This is a genomic window from Dyadobacter sp. HNCC25DJ187 (assembly GCF_056895255.1).
This window is the reverse complement of the sequence record NZ_JBXHAT010000001.1, coordinates 2,232,357-2,248,960: the sequence shown is the minus strand read 5'-3', so window position 1 is coordinate 2,248,960 and position 16,604 is coordinate 2,232,357. Positions and strand designations below refer to the sequence as shown.

Genomic DNA, 16,604 nt, shown 5'->3' with positions numbered 1-16,604 from the left:
TTGCACTCATCATCCATACACTTCTTTACATGTTAAAAAAAATGTCAGCACTGTTTCGATACGCTTTTATCTGTTTCGGTATCGCCAGTCTTATTGCTCCATCGTTCGCTCAAAAGGAGTCTTATCCCAAAGGATATTATCAGTTTCCTATCACACCCGGTTCGCCCAATACGCTCGCCGGAGGTTTAGGAGATTTACGTACTAATCATTTTCACGCCGGGCTCGATATCCGTACGCAGCAGAGAGAAGGACTTCCGGTTCATGCCGCAGCACAGGGATATGTATATAAGGTAGCCGTTCAGCGAAGTGGTTATGGAAACGTAATTTTTTTACGTCATCCTAATGGTCAAACCACGGTATACGGCCATTTGCTGAAGTTTAGCACCAAACTGGCCGATTGGGTTCGCGCTGAACAATATAAAAAGCAGAGTTTTGAAATAGATTTATTTCCCGAGCCTAATCAGTTTTCTTTCCAAAAGGGAGAGATAATTGCTTTATCAGGCAATACGGGTGGATCGGCAGGACCGCACCTTCATTTTGAAATCCGCGATTCAAAGGACAATTATTTAAATCCGCTGTATTTTGGTTTTAAAGAAATAAAGGATGTAACACCACCAAAGTTTGTAAATCTGGCAATAAGGCCTCTGGATATCAACGGCAGAGTCAATGGCCAGTTTGACAGAAGGGTATATACTCCGGTAAAGCAAAAGGATGGTTCATACCGCTTGGCATATCCGGTTACTGCTACGGGTATTATAGGCATTGACCTTGTCGCGCATGACCAGATGACCGGTACCGGTTTCCGGTATGGTTTGCAGTGTGTAGAGATCAGAATGGATGATCAGGAAGTGTTTTCTTATAATATGGAGATATTTCCGAATGCCTCAACCCGAGATTATAACAATCTGATCGACTACGAAACAGAACAGGAAACAGGTCAGCGTTATCTGAGATGTTATGTTCCGGATGGAAATACCTTTAACCTGTATAAAACAGATTTGTTAAAAGGAAAATTAAATATTACTGATACGCTGGCTCATGAAGTTAAAATCCGCATCTCCGACTCTTATGAAAACTTTTCGGAATTAGTTTTTACGATTAAAGGTGAAGGGAATAAAGAATTGCCTGTGTTTGAAACGGAGGTAAATCCTGAGTGGATACAGACCGAAATACAGGAAAATACACTGATGGTCAAAGCCAAAAATTACCGTAGTAGTTTACCACTGGCTACTTTTTACGCAGAGGGTAAAGAAATAAAAAAAGAGCCAGATTTTTATGATAAGGAGTCCGCTGTATTTTTAACAGATCTACGTGCCTATATGCCTGATTCGGTCAGGATAGGAAACGCAATAGCAAGAACCTATCTGTACACCAAAGTATTTCCCGGGGTTTCGTATCTTTATACAGGTAAAGACTGGACTGTAGAATTTCAGCCGACCAGCCTTTTTGATACATTATATGTGACAGCCCAGCGGAACATGAATTACCTGACGCTCAATACCAGAGGAACGGCGCTCAGAGATTTCGTATCTGTTTCTTTTGTTCCGGACAAACTTCCTGAAAATAAGGATAGGGCGAAAGTGTATCGTTATCTCGACGGTGATTACCGGTTTGTTGGTGGTGAATGGGATGGCGATCAGATTCGTTTTCAAACCAAGGAACTGGGTACTTTTGTGATCCGAACAGATACTATTCCACCGGGGATAAAATTGCTGGAACAAAGTAAAACCAGGATACGCGGATATATCTGGGATTCTTTCTCAGGAATTGCGCATTACCGGGCTAAAGTGGGAGACGAGTGGATATTGCTCAATTTCGACAGCAAAAAGGGGTATATATGGTCAGAAAAACTGGATAACAGTTTACCATTTGAAGGTGAACTAACCCTTGAAGTTACTGACGGCGCAGGAAATAGTACTATCTTGCAAACCGAACTTAAAGAGCCGGCTGCCAAACCGGTGAAACGAAAAAAGTAAACGTATGACACTTCGGGTAGGGGATGCGGCACCTGAGTTCGCAGCAAAAGATCAAAACGGAGGAGAAATAAAGCTTTCAGACTTTACGGGTAAAAAAGTGATATTATATTTTTATCCCAAAGACAACACACCGGGCTGTACGGCACAGGCGTGTAATCTGAGAGATAACTACGAGGTACTGCTTCATAAAGGTTACATTGTACTGGGAGTAAGTGTAGACGATGAAAAGTCGCATCAGAAATTTATCAAAAAATTTGACCTCCCTTTCCCGTTACTGGCTGATACTGATCACGCGATAGTTGAATCGTACGGCGTTTGGGTGGAGAAAAGTATGTATGGTCGCACGTTTATGGGGGTAGCACGAACTACTTTCGTCATTAATGAAACCGGTGTGATAGAGGAAATTATCGGGAAAGTGGATACCAAAAACCACACTGATCAAATTCTTGGTAAAACTGAATAATTAATAGTCATACTCTAAGCTTGATTAATACCAAATTTACAATCTCTAAAAAGGATCCAATCCGTAAGAAAAACAATAGAAATGGAAATTGAACAATTAGAAAAAGTAGCATCCCAGGTTCGCAGGGATATTGTCCGCATGGTTCATGGCTGTCAGTCAGGCCACCCTGGAGGATCTTTGGGCTGTACCGAGATTCTTGTGGCTTTGTATTTTGAGCAAATGAAGCTTAAGTTGGAAAACGACAAACCTGTTTTCGACATGAATGGCGAAGGAGAAGATTTGTTCTTCTTATCTAACGGGCACATTTCTCCGGTTTGGTATAGTGTGCTGGCACACAGAGGATATTTCGAAAAATCGGAGCTTGCTACTTTCAGAAAGCTTGATTCGCGTTTGCAAGGTCACCCTACTACACATGAGCATCTTGAAGGTATTCGTATTGCTTCAGGATCACTTGGACAGGGTATGTCAGCTGCAATAGGATCAGCACTTGCCAAAAAACTGAATAAAGACGATCGTTCAGTATTTGTATTGATGGGTGATGGAGAGCAGCAGGAAGGACAGGTATGGGAAGCAGCAACATTTGCGCCGCACCACCAGGTAGATAACCTGATTGCTATCATTGACCTCAACGGACAGCAAATTGATGGTCCTACAGTGAAAGTGATGAATAACCTCGACCTTGGTAAAAAGTACGAAGCGTTTGGATGGGAAGTGATTTCTATTGAAGAAGGCAACGACATGACTGCTGTGGTAAAAGGTCTTTACGAAGCAAAAAGCAGACTTGGACACGGAAGACCAATTATGATTCTTTTGCATACAGGAATGGGCTTTGGTGTGGACTATATGATGGGCACGCACAAATGGCATGGAACTGCTCCTAATGATGATCAACTTGCTGTAGCGCTGGCACAGTTGGAAGAAACTTTGGGAGATTATTAAAAAAGACATCCTTTTTGGTTAACCGATCTAGATATTAATTCATAATGAAAAAATACACTTTCACTGAAAAGAAAGACACCCGTTCCGGATTTGGAGCTGGTATGCATGTTCTCGGACAGCAAAACCCTAATGTAGTAGCACTTTGTGCGGACCTTGTTGGTTCTTTGAAACTAGAGCCTTTCATCAAGGAAAATCCAGATAGATTTGTACAATGCGGTATTTCAGAAGCCAATATGATTGGTGTTTCTGCTGGATTGACAATTGGTGGTAAAATTCCTTTTGCTACTACTTTTGCCAACTTTGCAACGGGTCGTGTATATGATCAGATCCGTCAGAGCGTAGCTTACTCCAATAAAAACGTAAAGATTTGTGCTTCTCACGCAGGTCTTACTTTGGGAGAAGATGGTGCTACACACCAGATCCTTGAAGATTTAGGAATGATGAAAATGCTTCCTGGTATGACTGTCATCAACCCATGTGACTACAACCAGACAAAAGCAGCTACCATTGCAATTGCTGACTACGAAGGTCCTGTTTACCTGCGTTTCGGTCGTCCTGTGATTCCTGTGTTTACAGATGCTGACCAGAAGTTCGAGATCGGTAAAGCATGGATGGTAAACGAAGGAACTGATGTGAGTATCTTCGCTACAGGCCACATGGTATGGGAAGCAATTCAGGCTGGTGAACTTCTTGAAGCAGAAGGCATCAATGCTGAAATTATCAATATCCACACCATCAAGCCGCTGGATGAGGAAGCAATCCTTAAATCTGTTGAGAAAACAGGTTGTGCAGTGACTGCTGAAGAGCATAACCGTCTGGGCGGGTTGGGCGACAGCGTTGCACAGGTTTTGATTAAAAACAAACTGGTTCCACAGGAATATGTAGCTGTTGATGACAGCTTCGGAGAAAGCGGTACTCCTGCTCAGTTGATGGAAAAATATGGTCTGACTGCGAAAGATATCGTTGCAGCAGCAAAGCGTGCGATAAGCCGTAAATAATTATAGAACAGCAATTGCCTGAAGTAATTGCTGATAATTTCAGAGTCTTGCAGGAAGCAATCAACTTTTGCTTTTTGCAAGACTCTGTTATATTTGTCCCTGTTAGTAAAACAACGTATTATTGAAGTATCCGGAAATGGGAAAGCGTTTAGGATTGAAATAATGTCTACTTTTCTAACCTGCAATCAACAGACAGGTTTATTTATTATAAATGTCCGACGAAGAATTATTAGCTCTTTTTCAAAACCCTGAAACGCGCCGAAATGCTTTCAATCAGATGGTACGTAAGTACCAGCAGAAGGTATATTGGCTGGTGCGTAAAATGGTGGTGGATCATGATGATGCGAATGACATCACGCAGGATGTGTTTATCAAAGCATGGACGGCACTTGAGAATTTCAGGGGAGATGCCAAGCTGTACACCTGGCTCTACCGGATTGCCAGTAATGAGGCGATTAACTTTCTCAATAAAAAACGGAAACGATTTTTCATTCCTATACATGATGTTGAGAATGAATTGAATGAAAAACTGGAGGCAGATCCCGAATTAAGCGGAGATGCCATACAGCTGAAATTACAGAAAGCTTTGTTGAAACTGCCTGAAAAACAGCGACTCGTATTCAATTTAAAATATTACGAAGATTTGCCCTACGAAGAAATTTCAGAGATTACAGGTACTTCTGTAGGTGCGCTTAAAGCATCCTATCACTGGGCAACAAAAAAAATTGAAGATTTTTTAAATGGTACCGATTAAACCATTGTCGCGATAATAAGTCAAACAAACTGTTAATAAAGAAATTTAAAAAGTCATGGACAACAAACGCATACGGTTGGATGATCTGAAAAAGGAAACGCCTTTCTCAGTGCCGGATGGTTATTTTGATGAGTTGCCTCAGATTATACAATCAAGGATCACCTCCGAGCCATTACGAAAGCCGTTGGTAGGCTGGTCATGGCAACGTTCAGTCGCTTTGGTTTCAGCCATGTCTCTTGTTTTTCTATTGGTGTGGGTGACAGTACCTGAGAGACAAGGAGCGCTGGGGCAGGCACCATTGGCTGATATTAGCGAAGCTTCTATCATCAGTTATCTGGAAGAAGAGGATATCAGTTACTACGATTTAAGTGAGCATAAGGTAGTGCAGCATGCATTTGATAATGATACTACCATTTTGCATTATCTGGATGGTATGGATAGCGAATTTATCCGTCAGCAAATTATCGAATCTTCAGTCGGTGAAACAATTTGACCCTAACAGTGAAAAAAATATGAAATCAAGAATATTGAAGCAATTCAGATACGGAATACTACCTGTCATTTTACTTATTCTATCTCTGTCTACTGCCTCGGCTCAGCGTCGCTCTGAGGAAGAAATGAAAAAAATTCAGGACGCAAAGGTAGCCATCATAACCAATAGACTGAATCTCACATCAGACCAGTCTGCCGGATTCTGGCCTATATATAATGAGTACAGTCAGAAACGCCGTGAAATTCATCGTTCTCAAAGAAGGATTATCAATGAAAAGAAAGCGGAAGGTAAGGCTGACGAACAGGTTCTCAACAATCTGAAAGAAGTTCAGGAACTAAAACAAAAGGAGCTCGATTTGGAGAAGGAATATCAGAACCGTTTCTTAAAAGTGATTACAGCAAGCCAGGTCATTGAGCTGTACAAAGCAGAAAAGACATTTAACGATATGTTGCTTCAAAGACTGAAGCAATAGAATATTTAACCAGCCATATCGACTTATTACCCTTGATCTGATCCCGCATTTGAAATTTCATTTCTATGCGGGATTTTTTATGCAAAACAGGCCAGGGTTATCGTTCCCGGCCTGTTTTAGTTGAACTTTTATCTCAATGACCACCAACGGCGGCGACACCTTTGATTCCTTTTGTCTCTACTGTGATATTGCGTTGAGGAGCTCTGTGCTCTTTGAAATCCTGAATGATTTCCAGTACATCGTAATCAATATGAATAGATTTGCTCCCGTCGATAATAACGGTAGAGTTATCGGGTAGATGATCCAGTGTCAGCCCGATGCTTCCTTTATTGAGGAAAGTTACCTCTTCCGAAAGTTGCAGCGTAATCACCTCGCCATTTTGATGCTCTTCTTTCTTATAATGGTAGGAATGCTTATAATTTTTTCTCAATATAAAATAAATAGCTACTACCATCCCAATTGCGATACCCTTCAAAAGATCTGTACTTAAAATGGCAACCACTGTTACAAAAAATGGTATAAACTGATCTTTACCCAGCTTGTACATACCCAGGTACAGAGATAATTTCGACAGTTTGTAACCTACCATCAACAGTACTGCTGCCAGACATGACAGAGGGATATAATTAAGATATTTGGGTATAAAAATGGCTGAGAGCAATAGGATAGAACCATGTATGACAGATGCCATTTTTGATCTTGCTCCGGACTCAATGTTGGCCGAACTACGCACAATCACCTGTGTAACGGGCAATCCTCCCAGTAATCCGGATGTCATATTTCCAATTCCCTGAGCAATAAGTTCTCGGTTGGTTGGCGTATCCCTTTTGTAAGGATCCAGCTTGTCGGTGGCTTCAACAGAAAGCAAAGATTCCAGACTTGCCACAATAGCAATGGTGACGGCTATGGTGTAAACATCTACACGCTGAAATGCTGAAAAGTCTGGTGATTTAAAAAAGCTGAAAAACTCACCGGCATTGGTGGCAACCGGAAGCTGTACCAAATGTTCACCTGTAAGCACCCACTCTGGCGCAATTGTACTAAAAAGCAGATTCAACATTGTTCCGATGATTACTACAAATAAGGCACCCGGAAGAAATTTGAAAAGCTGAATTTTCTTCATAAAAGGTTTATCGAAGAGAATCAGCAGTCCTAATGATACCCCAGAGATAATAATTGCACCCACGCTGCAATACTGAATCATATTGAACAATTCCGAGAAAGTATTTTGGCCATCACTTTGTATAAAAGCTTCATCGCCCATAAAATCGGCGTCATACCCGAATGCGTGAGGAATCTCTTTCAGAACAAGTGTGATACCAATCGCAGCCAGCATTCCTTTGATGACCGCAGAAGGAAAATAATAGCCAATAATTCCTGCTTTAAGTAAACCTGCCACGATCTGAAGTGCGCCGGCAATTACCACGGCAAGAAGGAATGCTTCAAAACTTCCCAGCGTATCCAGTGCATTGAGTACAATCACCACTAATCCGGCAGCAGGTCCTGAAACGCCCAGAGCCGAACCACTTGCAAAACCTACAACTATTCCTCCTACAATTCCTGCGATAATGCCGGAAAAGAGCAGATCAGATCTCCCTGTTGAAGCAAGCGCTACACCCAGGCATAGTGGAAGTGCCACCAGATATACTACCAGACCTGAGGGAAAGTCGTATTTGAGATTTGCAAACAAATTATTCTTACTAGCTGACATTGTGTCGATATGATAAATGAAACGATATGAGGACAGGAGTGTTCAAATTGGCTATTGTAAGCTATATTCAACATCGAATTTGTAAACGGATTTAACCTTGCTGATGTCGCCTATTGATATATCCAAGTCTTTGAGAAGACCCGTATGAACATCATAAACCAGACCATGTACGAGTAGCTCCTGGCCATTTGCCCAGGCGTTTTGAACGATGGATGTTTTGGTAAGATTAAGAACTTGTTCACGTACATTCAGTTCTACAAGCCTGTTGAATCTTTCGTGATCGTTATCGATTGCATCCAATTCTTTCTCATGCAGCCGGTATACATCTTTGATATTGCGAAGCCAGTTGTCAATCAGGCCTACCTGCTTCGTTCCCATAGCCGCCTTGACTCCGCCGCATCCGTAGTGTCCTACAACCATCACATGCTTTACGCCTAGTACGTTGATGGAATAGTCGAGTACGCTCAGCATGCTCATATCGGTATGAACTACCATGTTGGCTATATTACGGGTTACGAAAATATCTCCTGATGCTGTACCGGTTACTTCATTTGCAGGTACACGGCTGTCGGAACAGCCTATCCAAAGAAATTCAGGACTTTGTCCCTGTGCAAGTGTTTCAAAGAATTCAGGATCATTGTTGTTTCTGTCCAGAACCCAGTTTATGTTATTATCGAATAGCTTTTTATATGACCTGATCATTGTAAGTATAGATTATTATTTGAAATAGAATAAATAATATCAGATATATGCAAGTTCTGAAAAGTTCATATCTAAGCGGAAATGAACCATGAGAAGCATGTATCTGGAAATTCTAAATATGGGGAATGAAATCAGGCCTGTTCGGGAGGCGGAGAAAAGAGATTTTTAAAAATCTCATTCTCGAATTGTACGGAGTAGGAAAACACAGTTTTTAATGTTACTGTGCTGGAAGTATAAGTAAAAGCTAGTGAATTATGTATAAGCTGTTGGTCATCAACACCTTTCTCAACCTCACTCTTTTCACTTTCGCAATTTTCAGTTTTGCATATGGAAGAAACCTTATTTTTAGCCAACAGAAAACTCGCCACATCTGCTGACTTGCAGAAGAAAAAGACGGTGAGCAATATGAGGCAAAGGCTTTTCAAAGTATTAATCAGGTTGATCAATTATATACAAAGGTAAAAACGTTTCGGTTATTCTAATGTTATATTAATAATTATTAAAATGAGATAAGAATTTATATAGCGGCAACGATATCGGTTTTTTACAACTCTTTGGGCACAAAAAAAGGGAATGTAAATTACATCCCCTTCTGATTATCTAAGATCTTATTACGGTCTCCAACCTTTTTCATGGTTTTCGAGCCAGCGTCCAACGACGAAAGCTGATCCAAGCAAGACAATGTAAAAAGCGATCATGACGATTGTCATTCCTGTCGAACTCATAGAACTATCGGTTTTCTTCAAAAAATATGATAAGCAAAAATAGGAAAAAAATCCAAGACTGGAAGGCTGGGACGAAATTTATAGCACTCCTTTTGTTGATGGCATAAAATCAAGTGCCTTCAGATCTCTGCGCACAGCCATTTTGATGGCTTTGGCAAATCCCTTGAATATTGATTCTATTTTGTGATGTTCATTTTGTCCTTCTGATTTAATATTCAGATTACATAATGAGGTATCTGAAAATGATTTAAAGAAATGATAGAACATTTCAGTTGGCATTTCTCCAATTTTCTCACGTTTAAAGTCCGCATCCCAAACCAGCCACGGTCTTCCTGAAAAGTCAATTGCGACTTGTGCCAAGGCTTCGTCCATCGGAAGCAAGAAGCCATATCTACTGATTCCGCGTTTATCTCCCAGTGCCTGGCGATATGCGTCACCCAGCGCCAGTGCAGTGTCTTCAATGGTGTGGTGCTCGTCAATATGAAGGTCCCCATCAACATGAATAGTCAAATCTGCCCCTGAATGGCGAGCCAGCTGATCCAGCATATGATCGTAGAAACCCAAGCCGGTATGAATATCAGAACGTCCGCTTCCATCCAGATTCAGCTCAATTTTAATCTTCGTTTCCTTTGTATTGCGTTCTACAAAAGCAGTTCGTGAAGGTAATTTCAAATGTTCGTAAATGGCATCCCAATCTGTTGAGACAAATGTGATGACACTATTCATTTCAGGTGTTACGCCGTCCGAAGGGATGGCCTCTGCTATTAAAATGGCTTTTGCTCCGAGATTAACGGCTAGTTGTACATCTGTCAGTCTATCGCCAATTACGTAGCTGTTGGCCAGATCGTATTCTTCCGAAAAGTAAGAACCCAGCATTCCGATGCCTGGTTTTCTGGTAGGGAGATTCTCTTCCGGAAAACTTTTATCTATATGTGTATGGGCAAAATGAATATTTTCACCGGCAAGAGTCTGTACCATTTTATTCTGTGCAGGCCAAAATGTATGTTCAGGAAACGAATCTGTTCCCAAACCATCCTGATTAGTCACCATAGCAAACTCAAAATCGGTTTCTTCTGCGATACGGCGCAGGTTGGAAATCGCCTTAGGCAGGAATTCAAGTTTTTCCAGAGAATCTACCTGGAAATCGATAGGAGGTTCGACGATAATGGTGCCGTCACGGTCAATAAATAGTACTTTTTTCATTGAATAAGATGGAATTTGAAACTCAGGCAGGTAGTTAAACTACAATTTGTCGCAAAGTTCGCAAACTATCTGAAATTGGGAAATCAAACGGAAACTAAATCACGTTAGGTGTTCAGGTAATAAAAAGGTTTTAAAGTTGTTGTAACTTTACAGACGAATTGTTTTAAACAAAAAATAGGATGTTTACAGGAATTGTCGAATCACTTGCCGAAGTGATTGGGATAGAAGCAGAAGGCACCAATAAAACTTTTACTTTGCAGTCCGAAATAGCGAGAGAGTTTAAGGTAGATCAGAGCGTAAGTCATAATGGCGTATGTCTCACAGTAACAGAGGTGAATGAGGATGTATATAAGGTAACTGCTATCGAAGAGACATTGATCAAAACCAATCTTGGAGAGCTGAAGCAGGGTGCAAAGGTTAATCTGGAAAGATGTATGCCTGCAAACGGACGCTTTGACGGACATATTGTTCAGGGACATGTAGACCAAACTGCGATTTGTATCAGGAAAGAGGAACGCGACGGAAGCTGGCTGTTCGATTTTAAATATGATTCTTCCATTGGTAATATAACTGTAGAAAAAGGATCAATATGTATAAATGGGGTGAGTCTTACTGTATTTAACTCAGAGAAGGACACATTCCGGGTGGCAATTATTCCTTATACGTATATACACACAAATTTCCATGATCTGGTGGAAGGTAGTACAATCAATCTGGAATTTGATATTCTGGGTAAGTATATCAAGCGTATAATGGCAGGCTATCAGTAACAGAGTGTTGGCATACTTAAAATTTACTTCTATTTTTAAGCCAGTTTATTAAAATATTGTCTTACCCACTTACATGGCAAAAATTAGTACGCAATCGCGAAGTGATCTTCTTATTCACATCGGAATAGTCATTTCGCTTATTCTTGTGTTTTTTCTGGGCTTTTTCTTTGTCTATCTGCCATTCACGACCAACCATGGTGAATCAATAACTGTCCCGGATCTCAAAAAGAAGAGTGTAGAAGGGCTGGAAGAATTTCTGGAATCCCGTGATCTTCGTTACGAGGTAAGTGACTGCACATTTGTGGCTAATGTTGCCCCGCTTACTATCCTCGCTCAGTATCCTTTACCGGGAGAAAAAGTGAAAGAAGGAAGGAAAATTTATATTACCGTTGTTTCCCGGACAGCTCCGCTTATCAAAATGCCTAAGCTGACAGATATGACGCACCGGAGTGCTCAGCAGTTGCTTAAGAGCGCAGGCCTGGAAGAAGGTAATATCTCCTATGTACCAGATATGGCTCAAAATGCAGTTCTACGTCAGATGTATAATGGACGTGTTATTGAACCGGGGCAGCCGATTGCCAAAGGATCCAGAATTGACCTTGAACTTGGTGAGGGACTTGGAACTGCTCAGTTTGAAGCCCCGTCAGTATTAAATATGCCATTGGATGAAGCAAAAATTGTTATCATCGGAGCAGGTCTTAAAATAGGGCAGTTGATGGAATTGCCGGCAGAAGAAGGTCAGGCGCCAGGGACAGTTGTACGACAAAATCCGGATGGAGGCAGCAATGTCAGAATTGGTGATATCATTGATTTGTGGGTAACCCCGCAGTCAGCAGAACCTATTGAGAATGACAACACACAACAGGAATAATTTGAATAAAAACTTAACGCAAAGATGGTATTGTTCACTCTTGCTGATTTTCAGTATAGTTACGGCAGGCTACGGTCAGTTAAGATTAGTACCACACACATCTCAGACAAAAGTCGATCATAGCAGGAGTCAGCATCATACGAGAATTACTGCAGCAGGCGTACTACCGTTTTTTGACGATTTTTCAACGTCAAAAGGGGGAGTGCCTGATACCAGTTTGTGGATGAATGGTAGTGGTGTATTCATTAATAATACGCTGACAAGAAATCATCCTTCCATCAATGTGGCTACGTTTGATGGGCTCAATTCAGCAGGTAGGCCCTACAATTTTTTAAATCCACTGGCTCAGGATTTTACCGATACACTCACTTCACGGGTGATAGATCTATCCGGAAGAGCGGTTAGAGATTCTGTTTACATCAGTTTTTTTTGGTTGGGTAAAGGGTTGGGAGAAATGCCGGATTCAACTGATTTTCTTCGTTTAGAATTCTTGAACAGATCCGGAGAATGGGTCAGTACCTGGCAACAGCAAGGATACGAACTGGACACTGTTTTTACGCATACTTTTGTCAAAATCTCTGATGCGTCTTTCTTTCATTCCGGATTTCAGTTCCGTTTCCGCTCTTATGGACGAACCTCCGGGTCGTATGACATGTGGCATCTGGACTATGTCTATTTAAATGCAGGCCGAACGTTACGTGACCGGTTTACACCGGATTTGGCTGTTCGTAATCCTCTCACGAGCCTGTTAAATGGATTTATGGCCATGCCTCTAAGCCATTACCGGAAAGCGGCAGGTACTTATAAATCAGCGTCCGTTACGACAGATGTAGTTAACCGAAATAATAACTTTAACATCTATACATATACTTTTGGTGTCCGGGATGACTCTACCGGGGCAGTGTATTATCAGGCACCTGCATCGGGTTCAATCAATATAGGTGCTAATCAGGAACAACGCTTTTCAATCCCCGTAGGTAATCTGGCGATTCCTGCTTCAGCCAAAAAGGCGAATCTCAGGTATAAATTTGCGATGTTGACCACGGATGATCAGAATCCAATCGGAGATTTGAGAAGGAATGATACGATATCTGCTGTGACTCATCTGGATGATTTTTATGCTTTTGATGATGGAAGTGCGGAGTATGGTATACAAATTACACAAAGGAGAGGAAGAGCTGCGGTACGATACACGATGGTAAATGCAGATACGCTCGGTGGTATCTACCTTTCCCTTTTGCCTTTTGATACAGACGTTTCAGGACAGAGTTTTTTGATCCAGATTTATAATGATAAAGACGGATTGCCTGATCAGCTTTTAACGCAACAGGCTGTTGCCGTTAGGTATACAGATCAGCGTAATGGCTTTATAACATGTAAGTTTGTAAATCCGGTTGCAGTTCCTGCTACCTTCTATGTAGGATGGCTGCAGGTAGGAGAGCTGCCGGTAACTTTCGGTTTTGATAGAAACTCCTTTGCTACGGAACGTATTTATTCCAATACCGGGACCTCTTGGGCTGTTGAAAATAATCTGAAAGGGAATATTATGATACGTCCATTTTTGGGTTCGCAGGGAATAGGGGTGCCTGTTGGGATGGAAACGATAGCAGATAAAGCTGCTCAATTTTTTCCTAATCCCGGGTCGGGATCTATCCATTGGAAAGATAATAGCCTGAAGAGGCTCGACGTTTATACCGTCGAAGGACGTTTGATAAAGACTATTTTGCCATCCTCAGGACAACTCTCCGCAGATCTGGCGGTAGCGGATGGAATGTATGTTTTGAAAGCGTTTGATGGTAAGCGAACCTTTACTCAAAAGATAATAGTTGTTAAGTGACAAGTTTTAAATAAAATAAAAGCTATGGATATTACAGTTGAAGAGTTAAAAGAACGTTTGGAAAAAGGTGAAAAGCTTCATTTCTATGATGTACGTGAAGAACATGAGTTCGAAGAGGATAATCTGGGAGCTACCCTGATTCCACTTGCAGAACTGCCTGATCATCTGGAAGAACTTGAAAGCCTGAAAGACGAGGAGATCATTATTCATTGCCGTTCGGGTGCGAGAAGCGGAAAAGCAGCTGCGTTCCTTGAGTCACGTGGCTTTACGAATACGAGAAATGTAATTGGTGGTATCCTGGCCTACCGTGAACTGGAAGAGCAGGAATAAGGTCAGAAGATAAAAAAGGCGGAGTCGAAGCTCCGCCTTTTCATTTATCCCTGCATTGTAATGACAGATCTTGCGCAAACACCACCTACCGGTGGATTGAATTTGGATACCTTCACTGTCACGCTTGCTATATTCGGGTAATGTTCACGTGTATTAGCAATTACCTTGAACGCGATATGTTCCAGCAGCTTTGCCGGTTCTTTCATTACTTTGGCTGCGATCTGATACAAAGTGGCATAGTTGACAGTTTCACTTAATTTGTCGTGTACTGCTGCCTCCTGAAAATCAGTTTGAACAATGATATCAAGTGAATATTTATTACCAATGAGTTGCTCTTCCGGATAGTAACCATGGTAAGCAAAAAACTCAAGCCCTTCAAGCGCAATAGTTCCCAATGTCATTATATTTGGTCAAAGAATGAACCTCCACCACCTTTTGATGATGAGCTGCTTTCGTGAACCCTTGGCCTGTTAAGAGGAACTTCTTCACGATTTTTCTCTGTTGTTTTTTGTAACTCAGCAAGTGCTGCATTGGCCTCTTCGGCTGCGCTTTTTACTGGTTCTTGTGCCTCCTCAACTATTATCTCTTCCTGAGCAACGGTTACAGGTTCCGGTGTTTTTTCCTGTTCCGCAACTTGTTCTTCTACCTCCTCCTGTTCTACCGGAATTTCAAAGAATACCTCAGGTTTCTCATCATCAAAAACTACATTGACATCTTCTTCTTTGTGCTCAGCTAACTCTTCCGGTTGTAAAACAGGCTTATTTGGAATTTCAATAGACGAAATATGCTGTTTGATTTCGTCCATTTTGTTCAAAACGGATTCTTTATCATATTTCTGCTCAAACCGTTCTACTGTCTCAATGGTACTATTGGCGAGAGAGGCAAGTTGAACGATCAGATTATCTCTGAAATTTTCAATTGCTCGGAAATCTCTTTCCTGAAGTTTCACTTCGGATGCAAAATCTTTCCTGAATTGCTCCAGTTTATATTCCGTTTCTCTGATGACCTGAGATGTGCGATTTTCCGCTTCAGCTACCAGTTGATTTGCCGTTTCCTCTGCTTCACGTATTCTGGTTTCCGCATTTTCATGCGCTTCTTTCTCTATTTGCTTACTCGCATCTTCGGCCGTTTTCAAGGTGCGAAACAGTGTAGACTCAATATCTTTAAGCTTACTTAACTCCTTTTCAGCATATTCCAGTTGCATTTTAAGAAGGCTGTTTTCGCTACTGAAACGCTCCCATTCCTGTGAAAGAGAATTAAGGAAAGCATCTACCTCGTCAGGGTCGTAACCTCTGAAAATCTTTTCAAACGTATGTTTACGTATGTCTATAGCTGAAATTTTCATGATTCGATATATGCTTTTTAATTTGTTAAATAACGGCTGCGTAAGTTAAAGATATATGAATCATATATCAAAGTATTTACCAATTTTACCATTTTAAAAGTATTCTAATCCTGTATTTCCCAAACTGATATTGTGCGGTCATCACTGCATGATATCAACTGATGCTGATAGGTACTCCATAGCAGTTTATTGACAGAGGTACCATGACCTGCATGCCGGGAACGATCTATTACTTTTTGAAGCTTAAATGTTTCGCTATCCCAGACTTTAATGGATTTGTCCATGCTGCATGTGGCAAAAAAACGACCATCCGGACTGTAATCCATATGATTGACAGCATACATATGAGCTGCTATTTGATGAAAGGGCTTATATCCGCTCTCAACATCCCAGATCTTTACGTGCGCGTCGCGCCCCATGCTGAGAAGATAACGGAGATCAGGAGAATATCGTACAGAAAAAACAGAATTGGTGTGAGATTGAATTGTATGTTTCAGATTGAAATCATTGAGGTCTAAAATATGAATGTTATGGCTGCTATCTCCAACTGCCAATTCATTGGTTACAGGATTGATGGAGAGCGTACGAATACTTTTTTCTGAAACCTTGATATGTTTTTGTACTGACAGTGATGCTATATCCATGATAACCACAACTCCGTCGCCTAAAGCGATAATTGCTTTTCCTTGCCATATTTTTATGTCAAAAATGGCAGCAGTGGTTATTTTTATACTTTTTAAAATCTGGCCGCTGGTTAGGTCAAGAAGCTGAATACCTTCATAATTCTGGCCAATCCATAGCTGTTTATTATCGCCATCGAAACCTAGTGCGTAAACCGATGAACCAGCTCTGGCAACAAGTTTGCCCATGTCAGGCTTCTGTAAATCCCAATGAATTACGTATCCATCGGCACCAGCCGAGTAGAATCCACTGGCTGTGCCATCAGAAATAATTGTGTAAACACTGTCCTTGTGACCGGAAAAAGTATCAATTTTGCGAACATTCATGGTGAGTA

17 protein-coding genes are annotated in these 16,604 nt (G+C 41.2%); 11 read left to right on the top strand and 6 right to left on the bottom strand.

What is annotated here, in order from left to right:
• Positions 1-41 precede the first annotated feature (41 nt).
• The 7 genes from AC1XUE_RS09340 to AC1XUE_RS09310 all read left to right on the top strand — a co-directional run bounded on the left by AC1XUE_RS09340 (position 42) and on the right by AC1XUE_RS09310 (position 6,095).
• Positions 42-1,976, top strand: coding sequence for a M23 family metallopeptidase (locus AC1XUE_RS09340; protein WP_483355664.1), 1,935 nt, complete (start codon positions 42-44; stop codon positions 1,974-1,976).
• Positions 1,977-1,980: 4 nt separating this feature from the next.
• A complete protein-coding gene (gene bcp, locus AC1XUE_RS09335; protein WP_483355663.1) occupies positions 1,981-2,439 on the top strand; it encodes a thioredoxin-dependent thiol peroxidase in 459 nt (152 codons plus the stop codon).
• 54 nt (positions 2,440-2,493) lie between these two features.
• Entirely contained in the window at positions 2,494-3,378 is an 885-nt protein-coding gene (locus AC1XUE_RS09330; RefSeq protein ID WP_483356016.1) for a transketolase, read from the top strand.
• A gap of 44 nt (positions 3,379-3,422) precedes the next feature.
• On the top strand, positions 3,423-4,376 hold the full coding sequence (locus AC1XUE_RS09325) for a transketolase family protein (protein WP_115831240.1): 954 nt from the start codon (positions 3,423-3,425) through the stop codon (positions 4,374-4,376).
• Between the two features lie 211 nt (positions 4,377-4,587).
• On the top strand, positions 4,588-5,130 hold the full coding sequence (locus AC1XUE_RS09320) for an RNA polymerase sigma factor (RefSeq protein ID WP_483355662.1): 543 nt from the start codon (positions 4,588-4,590) through the stop codon (positions 5,128-5,130).
• Positions 5,131-5,185: 55 nt separating this feature from the next.
• Positions 5,186-5,623 carry a hypothetical protein gene (locus tag AC1XUE_RS09315; protein ID WP_483355661.1) on the top strand — a complete coding sequence of 146 codons (438 nt, stop codon included), beginning with the start codon at positions 5,186-5,188 and terminating at the stop codon, positions 5,621-5,623.
• Positions 5,624-5,642: 19 nt separating this feature from the next.
• Positions 5,643-6,095 carry a hypothetical protein gene (locus tag AC1XUE_RS09310; RefSeq protein ID WP_483355660.1) on the top strand — a complete coding sequence of 151 codons (453 nt, stop codon included), beginning with the start codon at positions 5,643-5,645 and terminating at the stop codon, positions 6,093-6,095.
• A 133-nt stretch (positions 6,096-6,228) separates the two neighbouring features.
• Here the strand turns inward: AC1XUE_RS09310 and AC1XUE_RS09305 are convergent, their stop codons facing one another.
• From AC1XUE_RS09305 to hisB, 3 genes are all read right to left on the bottom strand, one after another.
• Entirely contained in the window at positions 6,229-7,806 is a 1,578-nt protein-coding gene (locus AC1XUE_RS09305) for a SulP family inorganic anion transporter (protein WP_483355659.1), read from the bottom strand.
• A gap of 51 nt (positions 7,807-7,857) precedes the next feature.
• Positions 7,858-8,508: a carbonic anhydrase gene (locus AC1XUE_RS09300; protein WP_483355658.1), complete on the bottom strand. Its 651-nt coding sequence runs from the start codon at positions 8,506-8,508 to the stop codon at positions 7,858-7,860.
• A gap of 803 nt (positions 8,509-9,311) precedes the next feature.
• Complete coding sequence (hisB, locus tag AC1XUE_RS09295) at positions 9,312-10,436, bottom strand: bifunctional histidinol-phosphatase/imidazoleglycerol-phosphate dehydratase HisB (protein ID WP_483355657.1); 1,125 nt, start codon at positions 10,434-10,436, stop codon at positions 9,312-9,314.
• A gap of 179 nt (positions 10,437-10,615) precedes the next feature.
• On the opposite strand from hisB, the gene AC1XUE_RS09290 reads away from it, so the two are divergent.
• From AC1XUE_RS09290 to AC1XUE_RS09275, 4 genes are all read left to right on the top strand, one after another.
• Positions 10,616-11,206, top strand: a complete 591-nt coding sequence (locus AC1XUE_RS09290) for a riboflavin synthase (RefSeq protein WP_483355656.1) — start codon at positions 10,616-10,618, stop codon at positions 11,204-11,206.
• A 73-nt stretch (positions 11,207-11,279) separates the two neighbouring features.
• Positions 11,280-12,077 (top strand): PASTA domain-containing protein, encoded by a 798-nt coding sequence (locus AC1XUE_RS09285; protein WP_483355655.1) that lies wholly within the window; start codon positions 11,280-11,282, stop codon positions 12,075-12,077.
• A gap of 1 nt (position 12,078) precedes the next feature.
• On the top strand, positions 12,079-13,914 hold the full coding sequence (locus AC1XUE_RS09280; RefSeq protein ID WP_483355654.1) for a T9SS type A sorting domain-containing protein: 1,836 nt from the start codon (positions 12,079-12,081) through the stop codon (positions 13,912-13,914).
• 24 nt (positions 13,915-13,938) lie between these two features.
• Positions 13,939-14,244: a rhodanese-like domain-containing protein gene (locus AC1XUE_RS09275; RefSeq protein WP_483355653.1), complete on the top strand. Its 306-nt coding sequence runs from the start codon at positions 13,939-13,941 to the stop codon at positions 14,242-14,244.
• A 44-nt stretch (positions 14,245-14,288) separates the two neighbouring features.
• Here AC1XUE_RS09275 and folB read toward each other — a convergent pair whose 3' ends face one another.
• The 3 genes from folB to AC1XUE_RS09260 all read right to left on the bottom strand — a co-directional run bounded on the left by folB (position 14,289) and on the right by AC1XUE_RS09260 (position 16,596).
• A complete protein-coding gene (gene folB, locus AC1XUE_RS09270) occupies positions 14,289-14,639 on the bottom strand; it encodes a dihydroneopterin aldolase (protein WP_483356015.1) in 351 nt (116 codons plus the stop codon).
• Positions 14,640-14,644: 5 nt separating this feature from the next.
• Positions 14,645-15,589: a DivIVA domain-containing protein gene (locus tag AC1XUE_RS09265; protein ID WP_483355652.1), complete on the bottom strand. Its 945-nt coding sequence runs from the start codon at positions 15,587-15,589 to the stop codon at positions 14,645-14,647.
• A 104-nt stretch (positions 15,590-15,693) separates the two neighbouring features.
• Complete coding sequence (locus AC1XUE_RS09260) at positions 15,694-16,596, bottom strand: WD40 repeat domain-containing protein (RefSeq protein ID WP_483355651.1); 903 nt, start codon at positions 16,594-16,596, stop codon at positions 15,694-15,696.
• Positions 16,597-16,604 lie beyond the last annotated feature (8 nt).